14 protein-coding genes and 2 pseudogenes are annotated in these 15,219 nt (G+C 66.3%); 6 read left to right on the forward strand and 10 right to left on the reverse strand.

The window, feature by feature from the left end; genetic code table 11:
* The coding region (locus MJ783_RS00945) for a WD40 repeat domain-containing protein (RefSeq protein ID WP_370651390.1) at positions 1-1,176 on the forward strand (1,176 nt) is incomplete at its 5' end.
* Here MJ783_RS00945 and MJ783_RS00950 read toward each other — a convergent pair.
* The 5 genes and pseudogenes from MJ783_RS00950 to MJ783_RS00970 all read right to left on the reverse strand — a co-directional run bounded on the left by MJ783_RS00950 (position 1,153) and on the right by MJ783_RS00970 (position 3,835).
* Positions 1,153-1,311, reverse strand: coding sequence for a hypothetical protein (locus tag MJ783_RS00950; protein WP_239307977.1), 159 nt, complete (start codon positions 1,309-1,311; stop codon positions 1,153-1,155). The genes MJ783_RS00945 and MJ783_RS00950 overlap by 24 nt on opposite strands.
* Before the next feature lie 472 nt (positions 1,312-1,783).
* Complete coding sequence (locus tag MJ783_RS00955) at positions 1,784-2,203, reverse strand: hypothetical protein (protein WP_239307978.1); 420 nt, start codon at positions 2,201-2,203, stop codon at positions 1,784-1,786.
* Complete coding sequence (locus MJ783_RS00960; RefSeq protein ID WP_239307979.1) at positions 2,200-2,457, reverse strand: hypothetical protein; 258 nt, start codon at positions 2,455-2,457, stop codon at positions 2,200-2,202. The genes MJ783_RS00955 and MJ783_RS00960 overlap by 4 nt, the downstream gene beginning before the upstream one ends.
* A 412-nt stretch (positions 2,458-2,869) precedes the next feature.
* Positions 2,870-3,073, reverse strand: a pseudogene (locus MJ783_RS00965) (transposase family protein); the annotation flags it as partial.
* A gap of 68 nt (positions 3,074-3,141) precedes the next feature.
* Positions 3,142-3,835, reverse strand: a pseudogene (locus MJ783_RS00970) (transposase).
* Between the two features lie 296 nt (positions 3,836-4,131).
* Between MJ783_RS00970 and MJ783_RS00975 the strand changes: the two are divergent.
* The 3 genes from MJ783_RS00975 to MJ783_RS00985 all read left to right on the forward strand — a co-directional run bounded on the left by MJ783_RS00975 (position 4,132) and on the right by MJ783_RS00985 (position 7,077).
* Positions 4,132-5,232, forward strand: coding sequence for a lipase family protein (locus tag MJ783_RS00975; RefSeq protein WP_239307980.1), 1,101 nt, complete (start codon positions 4,132-4,134; stop codon positions 5,230-5,232).
* Between the two features lie 503 nt (positions 5,233-5,735).
* The gene (locus tag MJ783_RS00980) at positions 5,736-6,710 is read left to right on the forward strand and encodes a M4 family metallopeptidase (protein WP_239307981.1); all 975 of its coding nucleotides are present in this window, start codon (positions 5,736-5,738) and stop codon (positions 6,708-6,710) included.
* Between the two features lie 73 nt (positions 6,711-6,783).
* Positions 6,784-7,077: a protealysin inhibitor emfourin gene (locus MJ783_RS00985; RefSeq protein ID WP_239307982.1), complete on the forward strand. Its 294-nt coding sequence runs from the start codon at positions 6,784-6,786 to the stop codon at positions 7,075-7,077.
* A gap of 455 nt (positions 7,078-7,532) precedes the next feature.
* Here the strand turns inward: MJ783_RS00985 and MJ783_RS23475 are convergent, their stop codons facing one another.
* The gene (locus tag MJ783_RS23475) at positions 7,533-8,810 is read right to left on the reverse strand and encodes a DUF6777 domain-containing protein (protein ID WP_370651391.1); all 1,278 of its coding nucleotides are present in this window, start codon (positions 8,808-8,810) and stop codon (positions 7,533-7,535) included.
* 177 nt (positions 8,811-8,987) lie between these two features.
* Positions 8,988-10,196, reverse strand: a complete 1,209-nt coding sequence (locus MJ783_RS00995) for an ATP-binding protein (RefSeq protein WP_239307984.1) — start codon at positions 10,194-10,196, stop codon at positions 8,988-8,990.
* Positions 10,197-10,380: 184 nt separating this feature from the next.
* Between MJ783_RS00995 and MJ783_RS01000 the strand changes: the two genes are divergently transcribed.
* Positions 10,381-10,608 (forward strand): antitoxin, encoded by a 228-nt coding sequence (locus tag MJ783_RS01000; RefSeq protein ID WP_239307985.1) that lies wholly within the window; start codon positions 10,381-10,383, stop codon positions 10,606-10,608.
* Positions 10,605-11,003, forward strand: a complete 399-nt coding sequence (locus MJ783_RS01005; RefSeq protein WP_239307986.1) for a TA system VapC family ribonuclease toxin — start codon at positions 10,605-10,607, stop codon at positions 11,001-11,003. Before MJ783_RS01000 ends, MJ783_RS01005 begins: the two co-directional genes overlap by 4 nt.
* A gap of 229 nt (positions 11,004-11,232) precedes the next feature.
* On the opposite strand, the gene MJ783_RS01010 is transcribed toward MJ783_RS01005, so the two are convergent.
* The 3 genes from MJ783_RS01010 to MJ783_RS01020 form a co-directional block, all read right to left on the reverse strand.
* Positions 11,233-12,678 (reverse strand): glycosyltransferase family 2 protein, encoded by a 1,446-nt coding sequence (locus MJ783_RS01010; protein ID WP_239307987.1) that lies wholly within the window; start codon positions 12,676-12,678, stop codon positions 11,233-11,235.
* Positions 12,675-13,718 carry a HEAT repeat domain-containing protein gene (locus tag MJ783_RS01015; RefSeq protein WP_239307988.1) on the reverse strand — a complete coding sequence of 348 codons (1,044 nt, stop codon included), beginning with the start codon at positions 13,716-13,718 and terminating at the stop codon, positions 12,675-12,677. The genes MJ783_RS01010 and MJ783_RS01015 overlap by 4 nt, the downstream gene beginning before the upstream one ends.
* The coding region (locus MJ783_RS01020; protein WP_305039470.1) for a response regulator at positions 13,715-15,219 on the reverse strand (1,505 nt) is incomplete at its 5' end. The genes MJ783_RS01015 and MJ783_RS01020, both read right to left, overlap by 4 nt.

A 15,219-nucleotide genomic window follows, 5' to 3' on the forward strand; every position in this document is an offset into this window, starting at 1 on the left:
ACCGTGCTGTTGTGGGCGCTGGCGGACCGGCTGGCTCCGGCACGCTCGGCACAGCCGATCGCCGCAACCGCTCCATCCCCGCCGAATCCATACGCCCCGCTGGCGTTCTCCACGCTCGACCCGGCTGGCAGGCTGCTGGCGGCCTGGGCTTCCGGCGGTCGACCCGTGCTGGTGAACCTGACAGGTCCGGCAACAGGTCAAGACGCCGGCACCATCGACGTCCCGGGCAACCCGAGGGTGGCCTTCGCCCCGGACGGCCGCGCTCTCGCCACCGGGGCGCATGACGGGACCGTGGCTGTCTGGGACATCTCCGACCCCGCGGCGCCAGTGTCGACAGCGCGGTTCCGCGCCGCCGACGGTCCTGACTTTGTCGAGGACCTGGCGTTCTCGCCTGACCACAGGCTCATCGCCGTGAGCCTCCTGGACGGGCCGACAACCGTCTGGGACATCTCCGACCGGGGTCATGCCACCCGGGTGTCCACCCTCACCGAGAAGCACACCGCGAACTGCCCGGTGGCGTTCGGGCCGCGGGGACGTCTCCTGCTGTGCGGTGGGCGCCTGTACGACATGGCCGATCCCCGCCGTCCGAAGCCGCTGAGCAGCCTCACCGAACCGGACCACCCCCACGTCCAGATCTCCGGCAGCGCCCGTTTCTCCCCCGACGGAAACACCCTGGCGGCCAGCGGGCTGAAGAACACCTACCTGTTCGACGTCTCCTCGCCCGCCGCGCCGGTCTTCCGAGCGACAGTCAGCACGGATGCGTCGGTGCCCTTCATCATGTTCAGCCCGGACGGACGCATTCTCGCCACCGTCGACGGCGGCGACGAAGTAGCGCTGTGGGACATGACCGTCACCGCCGCGCCCCACCGGGTCACGGCGGTGACCCTGGCGAACTATCCGCGCGGCGTGGCGTTCTCCGACCACGGCGACACGCTCACCACCTACGATGAGTCCGGCAATGTGGTCAGGTGGAACACCGCCCCGCTGCGCGCGGCGGTGACGGACCCGGTGGCCCGTGCCTGCCGCCTGACCGGGGCCAATCCGACCCAGCCGGAATGGTCGGCCATCGCCCCCGGCGTCAGCTTCGGCCGGGTGTGCCCGAACCTCCCCGAAGCACCGTCGCCGCCGATCATCCCGATCGTCACTCGTCCCTCACCGGTACCGGCGGGAAGCTGACCGCTGCCGGTGGCGTTCCTTCAACCCACCGAAGCAGGTCCGTCGGGCTGCCGGCCCGCCCATCATGTCGTTGACAAGCACCAGCTCAAGATTGGAGTAGTGCGGGGTCAGCAGCGAGCGGACGCTGGTCGCCACGCTTGCCGCTTCGTTGTACGCGGGGCGGGCACACCGAGCCGGGGTACCGTCGCGGATCCGAGCAGCGAGTTCAGCCGTTCCCCGCGGATCATGTACCGGTGCCGGACCAGCTCCCGGCCCGCGCCGCAGAGCAGGAGTGTCTAGTAGCCGTTCACGACGACGAAGTACCCGACACCACCTAGATCACTCCCGACAGCAACGCCACCGGCACATCGGACGGGCTCACGGCGTCGATGCCAGGTACGGGAGATCCAGCACCTGACGGGCCATGTCCGCGGTTACAACGGCCGGCATAGGCGCACAGGGTAGCGGCGGGCGTCCTGAAGGGCCTGAGGATACCAGAGCAACTCACAGGCTAGGAGCGCCCGGCAATAGGGGCATGGATCAAGGAAGGTGGGTGGGGTACGTAGATCGCCAGGCGGAGGAGGAAGACGCCCTGGTTGTGGGCGTCGACCGACGACAACGCCGCGAGCTACGTGGCCCACCCACGTGACGCCGCTCCCCTATTGCCGGGCGCTCTGAGGTCCAGGATGCGCACCGGCTGGCCCGTCCACCGGTCCGGCGCCGCCGTAGCGATCACCGCACCCTCGGGACACTCCGGGGTGGGCTCGGCCGCGTACCGGACGTGCGCCGACGCCCAGCCGGTATCGCGGGCCAGCGCGACCGCGGCCGCCAAGTCCAAGTCCACAATCGTCACCGCCTGCAGCGCGGCGATGTGCTCCGCAGTTCCCGGCCGGGCCCGGTCCGCCTCCACCAACGCACACGCCGGGGCATACAGGAAATGGCCCGGCACGGTGTGGGCGCGCTGGATCAGCCGGGAGGCCAGCCTGTTGCCGTAGCCGGCCAAGACCATCGCCGTCTCGTCCAGCACCACATGCAGCGCGTCACTCACCGCACCAACGCCCGCGCCAGCCGACGGTCCAGCTCGGCATCGGCCTGCGCGGCCTCCTCTTCCGTCGGGTCGTAGCCGCTCCACTCCCGCAGCACCGCCCGTGCCCGCTCGGCGCGCTCCGCTCGTTCAGCTGGCGTAAGCAGCGTGCTCGCCAAGCGCGCCAGATACGCCCGCAACGACAGCCCCTCCGCCGCAGCCACCTCCGCCAGCCGATCCCGCGCCTCCGCCGGAATCCGCACATTCGCATCCGCCACCACAGTCTCCTCTCAGGCCGCTCCCCACAGGATACGGGTACGCAAACGTATCCAGGACCCGTCCGGATCGATGCTGGAGCATCACATCCAGGGCAAAGCACCCGGCCCAAGTACGGGCCACTTCTTCACCGCCCTCAGCGGTACGGACGGGCGTCCCCGCCGCGGGCCGATCCCAGTAGCGCCTCGACCACCGCTGTCCGGTATGGCGCGGCGATCCGTCCGAGGCCGTTCGGATCGGCCGTGCGGACCACGCCCCACCGGCTTCGACGGCAACGGCGACCGGATGCGCGTCAGCGAGCATCTCCGCGCCCACCGATATCCCGGCCAGCAAGGCACCGACCGGGCCGCCAACCGTACGGGGAAGAGCAGTGGGGCTTTCCGCGTAACGGCTTGTTGCGTTCTGTAGCCATGTTGTTCGATTGTGTTCGATGTGGAGGAGGATGAGCGCAGCGGCGACGATCCGGCCGATCCTCCATGGGCAGAGGCTGACGTTGCGGAGAGCTTTGAACGTTGTTTTGAGTAAGGAGTTCCCGCGCTCACCGACAGCCCGCTTGCCATTGCGTGTTTTGTTGTGAGCCTCCTGGCCGTCCGTGAGCTGTCCACCCGCCGGCTTCTTGATCGCTAATGGGATGTCTGTTGCGTCGAGCCACCGCGAGACGTGGCGGATGTGGGCTGCTGCCCTGGTCAGATAGCCAGAGCGAACTCGGCGAAGGCGCCGGTGAGTCGGCGACGGGGTTCGGTGTCGACGGCGAGTTCGTAGTGTCCGCGGCGGATGTGCTGGACATGTCCAGAGCCGATCACCTGGGCGGAGCGGAGACGTTTCAGGCTGCGCATCGGCCGGAGCCGGGCTTTCAACCTGCCGTGATCGGCTTCGGTCGGGTTGTTGCCTGGCGGCGTCGACGTGCTGTGCGGCGGGGAGCTGCTCCTCGAGCACCCGTGGCTACGTAGCCGGCGGCTCGGTCGATGGTCGCCTCAACGTGTCGGCGGCCGTGGGACAGCGCCCGGGTGAAGAACCGGCGGGCCGCGGCCAGGTCCCGACGTTCGCAGGCAAGCACGTCGATGACCTGGCCGAACTGGTCGACTGCCCGGTACAGGTAGGCCCGTCAGCCGACGACTATGACGTACATCTCATCGGCGAACTATCGATCCCCAGGCAGGTGGCGACACGGCCGGACGGCGTCCATCAGAAGCGGCTGAACGCTGCACCCAGCGTGACAGCGTCAACAACGATGCCGCGCTCGGCGAGCAGTTCCTCAACCTCTCGGTAGGACAAGGCGTAGGCAAATACCAGCGCCGCCAGCACGATCACTTCTGGCGGGAACCGGAACGCGGCGAACTCCGAGACCGGAACCGCCGGATGGACACGACGACGATGCACCACCCGATCATGCCCGACGAGCCCGGCCACCGTGCCCAGCCAACGCAACAGCGTCCAGCCAATCGACAGCCGGACCGGGGCGCAGATATACCGAAAGGCGACATCGAAGGCTGGAAGCCCCCAAAAGTTACCAAGTTTCTTTCATTGTCGAGGATTGGTGGCGGCCTGCCGTGGTAGGTGTTGATAGCAGGAACACAGCCAAGTGCTGACGGATCCGGCCCACGCCAACAGAAAGATGTCTCCATGCCATCCCTTCCCGCAGCGTCTCGTTGCGGGTAAATCTATGGAGGTGACCCATGTTGGTCACTACTGTCAAAGCGCCATCACCGCTCGAACCCAGTCCTAGCCAGCCAGACGGGCTACCTGTCTACCCAAACTTGGTTGCTGATCTCCTACAGGTGCAAGTCCATCCCAACGATACTGTCGCTCATGTGCTGGCGACTTGCGCAGGGTACGCATATGAGAGGGTAGACTCCGCACGGACAAAGGACGGCGGCAGCACATTTTCGGAGACCATGGCCCGACTGGGACTCGAAGGTAACCGCTGTCGCATTGTCGCAGACTATGTTGACGGGATGCTGCTGTGGTCCACGGCCTTTATTCTACAAAGTCAAGATGGTAGAATTGGAATTCTCGCCTACCGTGGCACAGAGCCAACAAATCTTCTAAACTGGTTCGCCGTCGCCGACATCGAGCCAGAGGACTTCAAAATCTGCGTCGGCAACGAACAAGATCCAAAGAACTACTTCGACGTGCACGCCGGATTTTACCGGAACACACGGGCGACCAGCGATAAGATTGTAGAGATTCTGCGTGCCGCCCTGCAACCTGTGACGAATGAGGGTGCGGTAAACATCCTAGGGGAGAGAGACCGGCAGGTTCAACCGCTGGAGCGGCTCTACATAACAGGCCACAGCTACGGCGCAGCCATCGCCTCGATGATGGGAATCATGCTGAAAAACAACGCCCGCTATCAGGACGTCGGCCAGATACTCCATGCAGTATATACTTTCGGCCAGCCAATGATCGGCTCACCCGCGCTGGCTTTGGCATGTAAGAGGCATGAGTTCCTGGGCAGAAACGTAATCCGCTACGTGTATCGTAACGACCCTGTACCGCGTCTTCCTCCTTCGGCATCCGGTCATTTCGCCCACTATCCTGAGCACGAGTTGAGGTACAGTAGGAAATGGCCGTGGATCGAGAGTCCGGCATCGTCGCAGACGAACGACCTCTTCATAGCCCCCGAGGCGCTTCTCGGATTCGTGGAACGCCAGATGTGGCTGCTACGGCACCTGCATCCTCAGTATTCGGTCGTTGACCACCTGCCGCAAAACTATATTGCGGCCCTTATTCCGCCAGGCATAAGGAATGAGTTCGGGGAGCTACCCCTACCCTGACGATCAGTAGTGGGACATGGTCATCCCCTTACCCTGCAACATCTTTGTTTGCAACAGCCGATGAACCAGAGCGGGATGCCACCCGCCGTATGACGGTAACATTCACGCCTGTCCGAGAGATGCCCGGACGCGGCACTTTCTGGTTCGCCCCTTGCCAACACCCCGGGTTGCACCTCGTCCACGACTTGCTCCTAGGACACATCGAAAGACGACCACACATGTGAATCCACAATCGATCGGTCACATAGGTGGTATGCCACTGGGCAACCACTCGACACGGGTAAGTATTCGGTAAACCCGTGGGATCTTCGAGCCCGCACCCCGGCTGACCTGCGCAGACGTCCTGGCGCCCCACGGCATGACCGAATACTTACCGACACGGAAACCTAAAAAGGAACACTCATGGCAACCTACGGTTCGGGAACGACACCTCACCAACCGCTGCACTGCATCATCCCCCCGATCTGCTGGCCCGACTTGTCGGTGAAGGCGAAACCGAGCAGGTGCGGGCTGCGGCGCTGCGCACCCTGCAGCTAGACCACTCGTTCCGGCTGGCCCGCGCCGAGACAGCCGCCCGGTCCGGCGGCCCGACAGCCCGGCGGATCACCTTCGGCCGGCAGGGCGGCCGGCCTCAGCGCACCATCTACGACCAGCAGCAGCAGCAGAGTCAGACGCTAGGCACCCGGGTACGAGGCGAGGGCGAGCAAGCAACCGGCGACCCAGCCGTCGACGAAGCCTACGACGGCTTCGGCATGACCTACGACTTTTACTGGCGCGTCTTCCAACGCGACTCCATCGACGGCCAAGAGATGCCCCTGCACGGCGCAGTCCACTACGCCGAGCACTACGACAACGCCTTCTGGGACGGCGCTGAGATGTTCTTCGGCGACGGCGACGGCCAGATATTCACTCGGACCACCGCGGGCATCGAGGTGATCGGCCACGAACTCACCCACGGCGTAACCCAACATGAAGCGAACCTGACCTACAGCGGCCAGTCCGGAGCCCTCAACGAGTCCCTCTCCGACGTGATGGGCAGCCTGGTCAAACAGTTCCGGCTCAGCCAGAAAGCCTCCGACGCCGACTGGCTGATCGGCGCGGACATCGTCGGACCCGCCCTCCAACCAGCCCTGCGGTCCATGAAAGCACCCGGCACCGCCAACCCACACGACAACCAGCCCGCTGACATGAACCACTACGTCCACACCGCCGACGACAACGGCGGGGTGCATCGCAACTCCGGCATCCCCAACCGCGCCTTCTACCTCGTCGCCGATGCCCTCGGCGGTTTCGCCTGGGAAGTACCCGGCGCCATCTGGTATACCTCGCTCTTGGACCCCCAGCTACCCCCAAACGCCGAGTTCCGCGACTTCGCCCGGATCACTCTCCGCCACTCCCGGCAGATCTACGGCCCGACCAGCGACGAAGCACAGGCGGTCCAAAACGGCTGGGAGGCGGTGAAGGTCCCCATAGCCTGACAAGCCCTCATCCGCTGTGTCCCCCACCCAGGCTCGAGCTGCCCGACCTCCGCGACCGCGGGACCATCAACAGATGCGCGTGGAACTCGAACGCAGCGGCGGCTTCGCCGGCCTGACCCTGCGGGCCGTGCTCGACACAGACCAGCTCCCCCCGGACCAGGCCAGAAAGACCGAAGTCGCACTTAACACCATCAGGTGGGACGATCAGCCCCCATCCCCGAAAGGCGCGGACTACTATCAGTACCAGCTCACAGTCACCGACCCCACCGGCCGACAGCGTTCCACCACCCTCTACGAGCCGCAGATACCCACCACACTGCGGCCCCTGCTCCACCAACTCGTCGCCCGAGGCCAGCTCAGCTCATGACAGATTGGAGGGTTCCCGCTTTCGGGGACAACGAACCTGAAGGTCACTGTCTACGACAGTGGGAACCCTCCACCGCCGGCAGCGCGGGCAGCTACACCCCCTGGACGATAGAGCACACACATTGGCTACGGAATGTCATCTGGGGCGAGGACTCCTCCTGCTCCGCACCGGCGACAACCCCCAATTCTGGGCCGCCATCACGAACCTCGTGATCAACCTGTTTCGTTTACTGGGAGTAACACAGTTCACCCGAGAGACCCGCCGTAACGCCCGTGACCCCAAGCGAGCCCTCCACATCCTGACCCTCTGACCCCCGCCGACCAGCCACAACACACCTCACGGACTTTGAAAAATCCCTACCGTTATGCCGACCTCGGCATAACGGCGATTTGCTGGCAGTGGACGTGTCGCCTTGATCGCTTGATTCCACCCCGGTTGAGACCGCCCAACAGGCTCTACGAGGGCGGGGCTTGAGTAACCGGGGGCGAACGCCTTCTGGTATTCGGGGCCGGCGCGCTTTCCGTTGGCGCCACGGGCTCGGTCGTCGACGGCGCAGGCTCGGTCGTCGACGGCGCGCTTTCCGTCGGCACCGCGGACTCGGTCATCAACGGCGCACTTTCCGTCGGTGATACAGGCTCGGTCGTCGACGGCGCACTTTCCGTCGGCACCGCGGACTCGGTCGGCGTCGGCGGCGGCGCAGGCGTGGTCGGGGCGGTCTGCGTGCCCGCCTGCGGCAGCACGTACCGCGGACCGTCTTCGGCCCCGGAGGTACCGATGGGGCGATCGAAGACCGAGCCGCTTGACAGATCCCTGAGGGTGAAACTGACAATGGCCACGGTCACAGCTGTGACAGATGTGACGGTTGCGCGGGAGAACGCCGGCCACGGTGTACCGATATACCTGAGGCCCTCGGTCGCAGTCGGTTGAGTAAGCGGATTTCCACAATTACATTTCGCTACCGGCTTCCCATACTTGTCAACAATCACCGCAGTGCCGGCCTGGATGACAGCGGGCGTCGACCGGGCCTTCCCATCGACAAAAGAATAGTTGGTGAGATAGGTGTCATACTGAAGAAACACCGGAGTAAGCCCGGCCAGATAGTCAGGAATGTCAGCCGCCAGGATTCCCAGTACGCCCGCCCAGGCAGCAGCCCGGTCGGGGTGTGTCGTGAGATCCATGCCGAGTTCCTTCGTATCGCATGCGGATTCGTTGTGCATCCCCCCGTACAGCCCTGCGGTGTCCGCCCGGAATGCACCACTTATTCCACGTGGCGGCGTCACGTCCGTCCGGTCGGTGGCCGCGGTCCGCACGAAAGGAGCAGCGCCGGGCGCCGATGCCGGCGTCAGGTCCACGTCCACCCCGGATTTCCCACCGCCATGGATATGGATACGGGCCACTGCGAAACCAGTAACGCTCGCAACGAGAGTCATGGCAAAAAATATCTGTACAGACATTGTAAAAGAAATTCTCCCGCGCCCGCCAGGTGACGACGGTTCTTTCTTGGTCAATCTCATGTGACCCCCAGTCCACGGGCCGCGAGAGATTTCCCGTTCACGGCTCCGCCCTCGCCTCTCGCGCACATGGTCAGGTGATCGTCCCACGTACAGACAGAGCACGCCACTCGGTCTATCCGCGCCGGCGGTCATGGCATATCCGGAACAGTTGTCGGCTCTCCGTCGGGTATACCGGATATCGACGGTGGACTTTCTTATCCGGGATAAACCGCCGTCCATCGAACGACTCAACTTTCACTACTACGCTACGTCGATCTCCTATTCCAGACGGATGGTATGGAATGGGTCGCCGGTACAGTGATCACGATTGACGACGTTCGCGCCCTAGAGGAGGTCCCGTCAACCCGATCCCCAGTCGATGATCATCAGGTCGTAGTTGCCGGTCCGACGGGACGTTCACGTCCCGGTCGCCCACAGGGCGGAGATCGGCAGACAGGCCAGCCCGTCGCCGAAGCTGAGTGATTGGGCACCGCAGTAGAGCACGAACCCAGCGTGGAATCGTTCACCGAGCCGCCGCTGCAGGAGCTTCAGGCCACGGAAGTCCTCCGCACGCACCGTCTCCGCGGCCTTCACCTCAATACCAACAACCCGGCCGGCGTTGTCCTCCAGGAGCCCGTCCACTTCGTACTGGTCCCGGTCACGGTAGTGATACAGCCGGGCGGAGGTCTGGGACCAGGTCAGCTGCCGTGCCAGTTCGCTGAGGACGAAGTTCTCGAGCAGACCGCCAACAGGCCCATCAGTGTTGGGGCTCGTAGCCAGGTAACTGGCGAGGCCGATGTCCACGAAGATGACTTTGGACGTCGCGACCGCCCTCGTCGTGAGGTTCGTCGACCACGCCGGCACGAGCCGTACGAGGTAGACCGTCTCCAGAATGTTGATGTAGCTACGGACCGTCGGGGCCGAAAGGCTCAGCTCGCTTGCGACACGGCTGATGTTGAGCAGGCCGCCGGTCTGCGCGGCCAACAACAAAATGAGCCTGCGCATCTCACCGGACTTCTCGATGTCGGCCACCTGCCTGATATCACGGCTGAGCAGGTCCGAGACATAGCCCTCGAAGAACCGCTGCCGTCGCCGCGGGTTCTCTCGCCGCCATGCTTCCGGGTAACCGCCCCGGGCCATCCTGGCCAGGTAGTCCTTACGTTTCAGCGCCGACGGCTCGCTGCGCAGGTCGGCGCCGAGCGCGAAAGCGGCGTCGACGAAGCCGTCGGGGGCATCGTCGATCTCGCCCTGGGACAACGGCCAGAGTTCGACGGTCTCGGATCGACCGGGCAGTGCATCGGGCAGGCTGCGCAACGCGAGCAGGCGAGCGGATCCGGTCAGCAGAAATCGACCGGGCCGAGGGTCACGGTCGACGAGGTTCTTGATTGCCAGCCAGAGATCGGGCACTCGCTGCACCTCGTCGATGAGCATCAGGCCGTCGTGGTTGATGAACCGGACAGGGTCCTCGGTAGCGGCGGCGCGGGTCGCCGGATCATCGAGAAACCGTGCCACCCCGCCGGCCCGCGCCCGCAGCACGACCTCGGCCAGGGTGCTCTTGCCGACCTGGCGGGCACCGTTGACGACCACGACCCGTGTGTCGGTGAGCGCCTCCGCGATCAGGTCCACTGCTCGTCTGGGTACATAGCCAGCAGCCCTGCGCACGAGGTGATCGTAGCAGCATCCCTTCGATCTGCCGAATCTCGATCTTTAGATCTGCCGGCTCCACGTCTTTCAATCTGCCGAATATCGATCTTCAGATCTGCCGAAATTGCATCTCTGCATCGCGATGTATAGATGCTACGATGACGGCATGCGCACCACCATCGACCTACCAGAGGATCTTCACCGGCAAGCTATGTCGATCGCCAGGGACACCGCACGGACCTTGAGCGAGACGGTTGCCGACCTCATGCGTCGCGGCCTGGGGCACGGTAGTGCGGCGGAGATATCCCGAAGCGAACGGACCGGTCTCCCCGTGGTGCACCTTGGCACGGTCATCACGACCGAAGAGGTTCGCGCTCTGGACGACGACCAGTGACCACCCTCCTGGACGCCAACGTGCTGATTGCGCTCGTTGTCGCCGACCACGTCCACCACGACACCGCCGAGGCATGGCTCGCCAGCGCCGCCGGCCACTTTGCGACCTGCCCCATCACCGAGGGCAGCCTGGTACGCCTGCTCATCCGCGAAGGTCAGTCCGCACAGACGGCAACAGCAGTCGTGTCGGCGCTGACCAGCGACCCCCGCCACGAGTTCTGGCCGGACGAGGTGTCCTACCGCGCCGTGTCGATGAGGGGTGTCATCGGGCACCGGCAGGTGACCGATGCATACCTCGCGCAGCTCGCCCGTATACATGACGGCCGTCTCGCAAGCTTCGACCAGGGGCTGGCCAAGCTCCACGACGATGTCGTCGACCTGATCCCCACCCGATGAGCCGGCGAGTTCAAACGGTCGTAGCAACATATCGATGTCGCTATCTATCGATAGTAGGACTATTCTCTTTCGTTGATTTATTTGCGAAAGAGACCAACTTTGACGAAGAGCGCCCGGCAATAGGGGTGCGGATCAAGGAGCGGAGCTGGGGTGCGTGTGGCGCGAGGCGGCGGCGGGAGCCACCCTGGTGCTGGGTTCGGCTCGACGATCGTTCTTCATCGTGATCGACTCACTGGAATGGTACTTCTGCGGCGTGTCCCTCTGGTGGGTTGAAGCCGCGCCGGACCATGGTTCCCCAGTCCTGCCGGCCGCGCAGGAAGTTGAGGATGCCACGCAGCCGCCAGATGACGGTGAGCTGGCGGTAGCCGAGGTTTTCCAGGACGGACCAGGAGATGAGCAGGGCAAGATCGAGGGGATTGCCGGGGCCGTGGCCGGTGCTCTGGTCGAGGAGGACCGCGCTGAGGCTCAGCAGGACTCCCCAGCCGTAGGCAACGAGGAGGAACAACGCGGCAAAAGGCAGATTGATCGCCCCGAGGGCGATGGCCGCGACAAGCCCGAGCAGGCCGAGCCCCTCGATGACGGGGCCGAGCAGCTCGACCAGCACGAAGTAGGGGAACACGAGCAGGCCCAGCACGCCCCAGCGGGGATTGAGCAGCAGGGATCGATACCGGCGGAGCACGTCGGCGAGGCCTCGTTGCCAGCGGTCGCGCTGCCGGCCGAGCACCGCGAGGGATTCCGGTACCTCGGTCCAGGCGATCGGGTCGGGCACGAAGACGACCCGGCTCGGACCGCCGGTGGCCAATCCGTGGCTGCGCAGGTGCACGACGAGTTCCATATCCTCGCCGACCGTGTCGTGGACGTAGCCGCCGAGCGCCTGGATCGCGTCACGCCGGAAGACACCGAAGGCGCCGGAGATGATGAGGTTGCCGCCGAGCTGGTTCCAGCCGAGCCGGCCGTACAGGAAGGCTCGCAGGTACTCGACCCACTGGATGCCAGGCAGCGGGCGTCGCGGCACGTGGACGGACTCGACCCTGCCGCCGCGCACGGACGCCCCGTTCACGACGCGGATCGTGGCACCGGCGGCGACGACATCCTCGGCGTCCAGAAAAGGGCGCAGGATCCGGAGCAGCGCGTCTGGTTCGAGGATCGTGTCGGCGTCGATGGCGCAGACCAGCTCCCCGGTGGCGACGTTCAGGCCGGCGTTGAGCGAGTCGGCCTTGCGGCCGTTGTCCTTGTCCACAACGAGCAGTTGGGGGTTGGTCCTCGACTGGTAGAGCCCGCGGATGGGCTTGGTGGCCACAACCCGGCGGTAGATCGGATGAATCGGGCTGAGCTCGAACTCCCGCTGGAGCACGGCGAGCGTCGCGTCGGTGCTGCCGTCGTTGACAAGCACCAGCTCAAGATTGGAGTAGTGCAGGGTCAGCAGCGAGCGGACGCTGGTCGCCACGGTTGCCGCTTCGTTGTACGCGGGGGCGAGCACGCTGAGCCGGGGTACCGCCGCGGATCCGAGCAGCGGGTCCAGCCGTTCCCCGCGGATCATGTACCGGTGCCGGACCAGCTCCCGGCCCGCGCCGCAGAGCAGGAGTGTCTGGTAGCCGTTCGCGACGAGGAAGTACCCGAGCACCACCCAGGTCAGTCCCGACAGCAGCGCAGCCAGCGCATCGGACGGGCTCATGGCGTCGATGCCAGGTACGGGAGATCCAGCACCTGGCGGGCCATGTCCGCCGCGTACGGGTCGGCCTGCCGCAACGCCCGCCGAAGATAGAGGTACCCCGCCGGGCCCATCCGCCGCAGCGCGAGCGCCGCGTGCCGGCGGACCTCCCAGCTGGGATCCGCCAATGCGTCAGCCACCGCGGGTGCGGCGGGCCAGTGGCCGAGCGCGCCGAGGCCCCGGGCAGCCGTCGCGCGGACGGTCACGTCCGGGTCGCGGAGCAGTTCTGCCAGGCTCGCGACCGCTTCGGCGCCACCGATCGCCGCGACCACCTCGGCGGCGCGGGAGCGCACGGACGGATCGGGGCTGCGGCAGTGCAGGAGGCCGGGGGCGAGCAACGCGGGTTCCGCTAGTCCGGCCGCGACCTCGAGCGCGCTGGCCAGCCGGTGGACGTCCGGTGCGGTGAGGTAGCGCACGAGCGGGCGCACACCGCGACGACCGATCCGCAGCAGCGCGGCCTTTGCCGCGAAGCGGCACCGGAGCATCGGATCATCGAGCATGTCCACCAGCCGGTCCGCGAGTGCCGGGTCGGGATGGTCGACAGCCCAGGCCGCGGCGGCGGCGCGTACCTGGGGGTGCGGGTCGGCAAACAGCGCGGGCACGGTATCGGCACCCTCGCCGAGCAGCGAGAGCGTCCGGACCGCGCGTAGCCGCCGCCACCAGCGGCGGCTACGGCACCACCCCGCGGCCTCGCCGATCAGGTCGGCGGAGCCGGCCCGTCGCAGGACCAGCTCGGACGCGGTCCCGTGCACGGGACCGGTGAGATCGGCGAGGGTGGCCAGCCGCAGCCGCCGCGGCAGCTGCGCGAACCGGTGGGACAGCTCTGCCGCTGGCGTCTTGGTGCCACCTCCGGCCTGGGAGCCCATGACCCGGGCGAGCCGGGCCCGGTCGCGCCGCCGGCGCGCGGCGGCGTAGGACGCGGTCGCGGCGAGTGCGGCGAGCAGCAGCACCAGCACCAGCGCCTCGGTGGCCACCACCGCGCGAAGCAGCTGGACGATCGTCATGACGCGATTACCCGCCGTACCCGTTGCAGGAGAACGGGGACACTGAACGGCTTGGCGATGTGGTCGGCCGCGCCCTGCTCGAGTGCCTCGAGGACTTCCGGCTCGGTTGACCGTACGGTCAGGACGATGACTTTCGAGGTAGCGAGCACACCGTCCCGGCGGAGCTGGCGCAGCACGTCGAAGCCGTTGACCTCGGGCAGGTCGACGTCGAGGAGGATGAGCCGGGCGCGCATCCGGTCCGGTCCGGTGAGCCGGCGCAGCGCCTCGCGCCCGTCACCCAGGCACACGACGCGGTAGCCGCGCGTCTCCAGCGCGTGGGTGAGCAGGTCGGTGAGTATCGGGTCGTCGTCGACGACGACCACGTCGGGCATCCGCTGGCGGTCAGCCACCGTGGGCTGCCAGCCGGCGGGCAGGACCCGGTCACCGGTGAGGCCCTTGGCCTGGTAGAGCGCGTGGTCCGCGGCCCGGTAGACCTCGTGCAGGCCACGCCCGTCAACGCCGTACTCGGCCACCCCGGCGGTGAAGGTGACCCGGAAGGGCGGGCTGTCACCGGCCCGGAACCGTTCCTGCCTGAACGCGGCGAGCGCGTCGGCGACACGCGCGACACCGTCATCGCGGGTCATGCCGTACATGCCGAGCGCGATTTCCTCGCCGCCCCACCGCGCGATGACGTCGTCGGCGCGGAAGGACGCGCTGAGCACCGCGGCGAGCCGTTGCAGCACCCGGTCGCCCACCGCATGCCCGTACCGGTCGTTGACCCCCTTGAACCGGTCGAGATCGAGCAGCGCGAAGGTCAGCGGCAGGTGGGTCTGGCGGGCGGTGGCCTCGAGGCGCTCCATCTCGTGCTCGAACTTGCGGCGGTTCGTCAGCCCGGTGAGCGGGTCGGTTTCGGCGAGCGCCTGATACAGCCGGACGCGATCAAGCCGATTCCGGACGCGGGTACGCAGCTCGGCTCCCCTCATCGGCTTGGTCACGTAGTCGTCGGCGCCGGCCGAGAACACCTCCTGGACGGTATGCGGGTCGGTGGCGGCGGTGAGGACGAGCACGGGCAGCCCGGCCCACCGGTCGTCACCGCGGACGAGGCGGCACAGCTCGATACCGGTGACGTCCGGCATGTCGACGTCGAGGAGTACGAGGTCGGGCCTGCTCCGTTCCAGCACATCCCAGAAACGCAGCGGCTCGGCGAGGGTCGTCAACCGCAGGGCGTCGTCCGCGAAGATGGCATGCAACGCCGCCAGGATGGCGGGATCGTCGTCGACGGCCAGCAGTCTCGCCACTCCCTGCTCGCGGCGGTCAAGCGCGGCGGTCAGTGCGGCCGCCAGGCGGTCGGGCGCCAGTGAGTGGGGCAGGAAGCCACGAGCGCCGGCCCGAGCCGCCTGTACCCGGTCGCCGAGGACATTGCTGCCACCGATGACGAGCATCAGCGGGCTGGGGTCGCACCGGTCGAACTCACTGAGCAGTTCCAGCGCCGCGCCGCCGGGCAATGCCAGGTCAAGCACGA

Source organism: Protofrankia sp. Cj3 (assembly GCF_917627355.1).
GTDB lineage: Bacteria > Actinomycetota > Actinomycetes > Frankiales > Frankiaceae > Protofrankia.

What these genes read in the sequence shown, in the direction of transcription:
- MJ783_RS00975 (WP_239307980.1), top strand. Translation starts at nt 4,132, where the DNA reads ATGTTGGTCACTACTGTCAAAGCGCCATCACCGCTCGAACCCAGTCCT.
- MJ783_RS00985 (WP_239307982.1), top strand. Translation starts at nt 6,784, where the DNA reads ATGCGCGTGGAACTCGAACGCAGCGGCGGCTTCGCCGGCCTGACCCTG.
- MJ783_RS23475 (WP_370651391.1), bottom strand. Translation starts at nt 8,810, where the DNA reads ATGGACGGCGGTTTATCCCGGATAAGAAAGTCCACCGTCGATATCCGG.
- MJ783_RS01000 (WP_239307985.1), top strand. Translation starts at nt 10,381, where the DNA reads ATGCGCACCACCATCGACCTACCAGAGGATCTTCACCGGCAAGCTATG.
- MJ783_RS01010 (WP_239307987.1), bottom strand. Translation starts at nt 12,678, where the DNA reads ATGAGCCCGTCCGATGCGCTGGCTGCGCTGCTGTCGGGACTGACCTGG.
- MJ783_RS01015 (WP_239307988.1), bottom strand. Translation starts at nt 13,718, where the DNA reads ATGACGATCGTCCAGCTGCTTCGCGCGGTGGTGGCCACCGAGGCGCTG.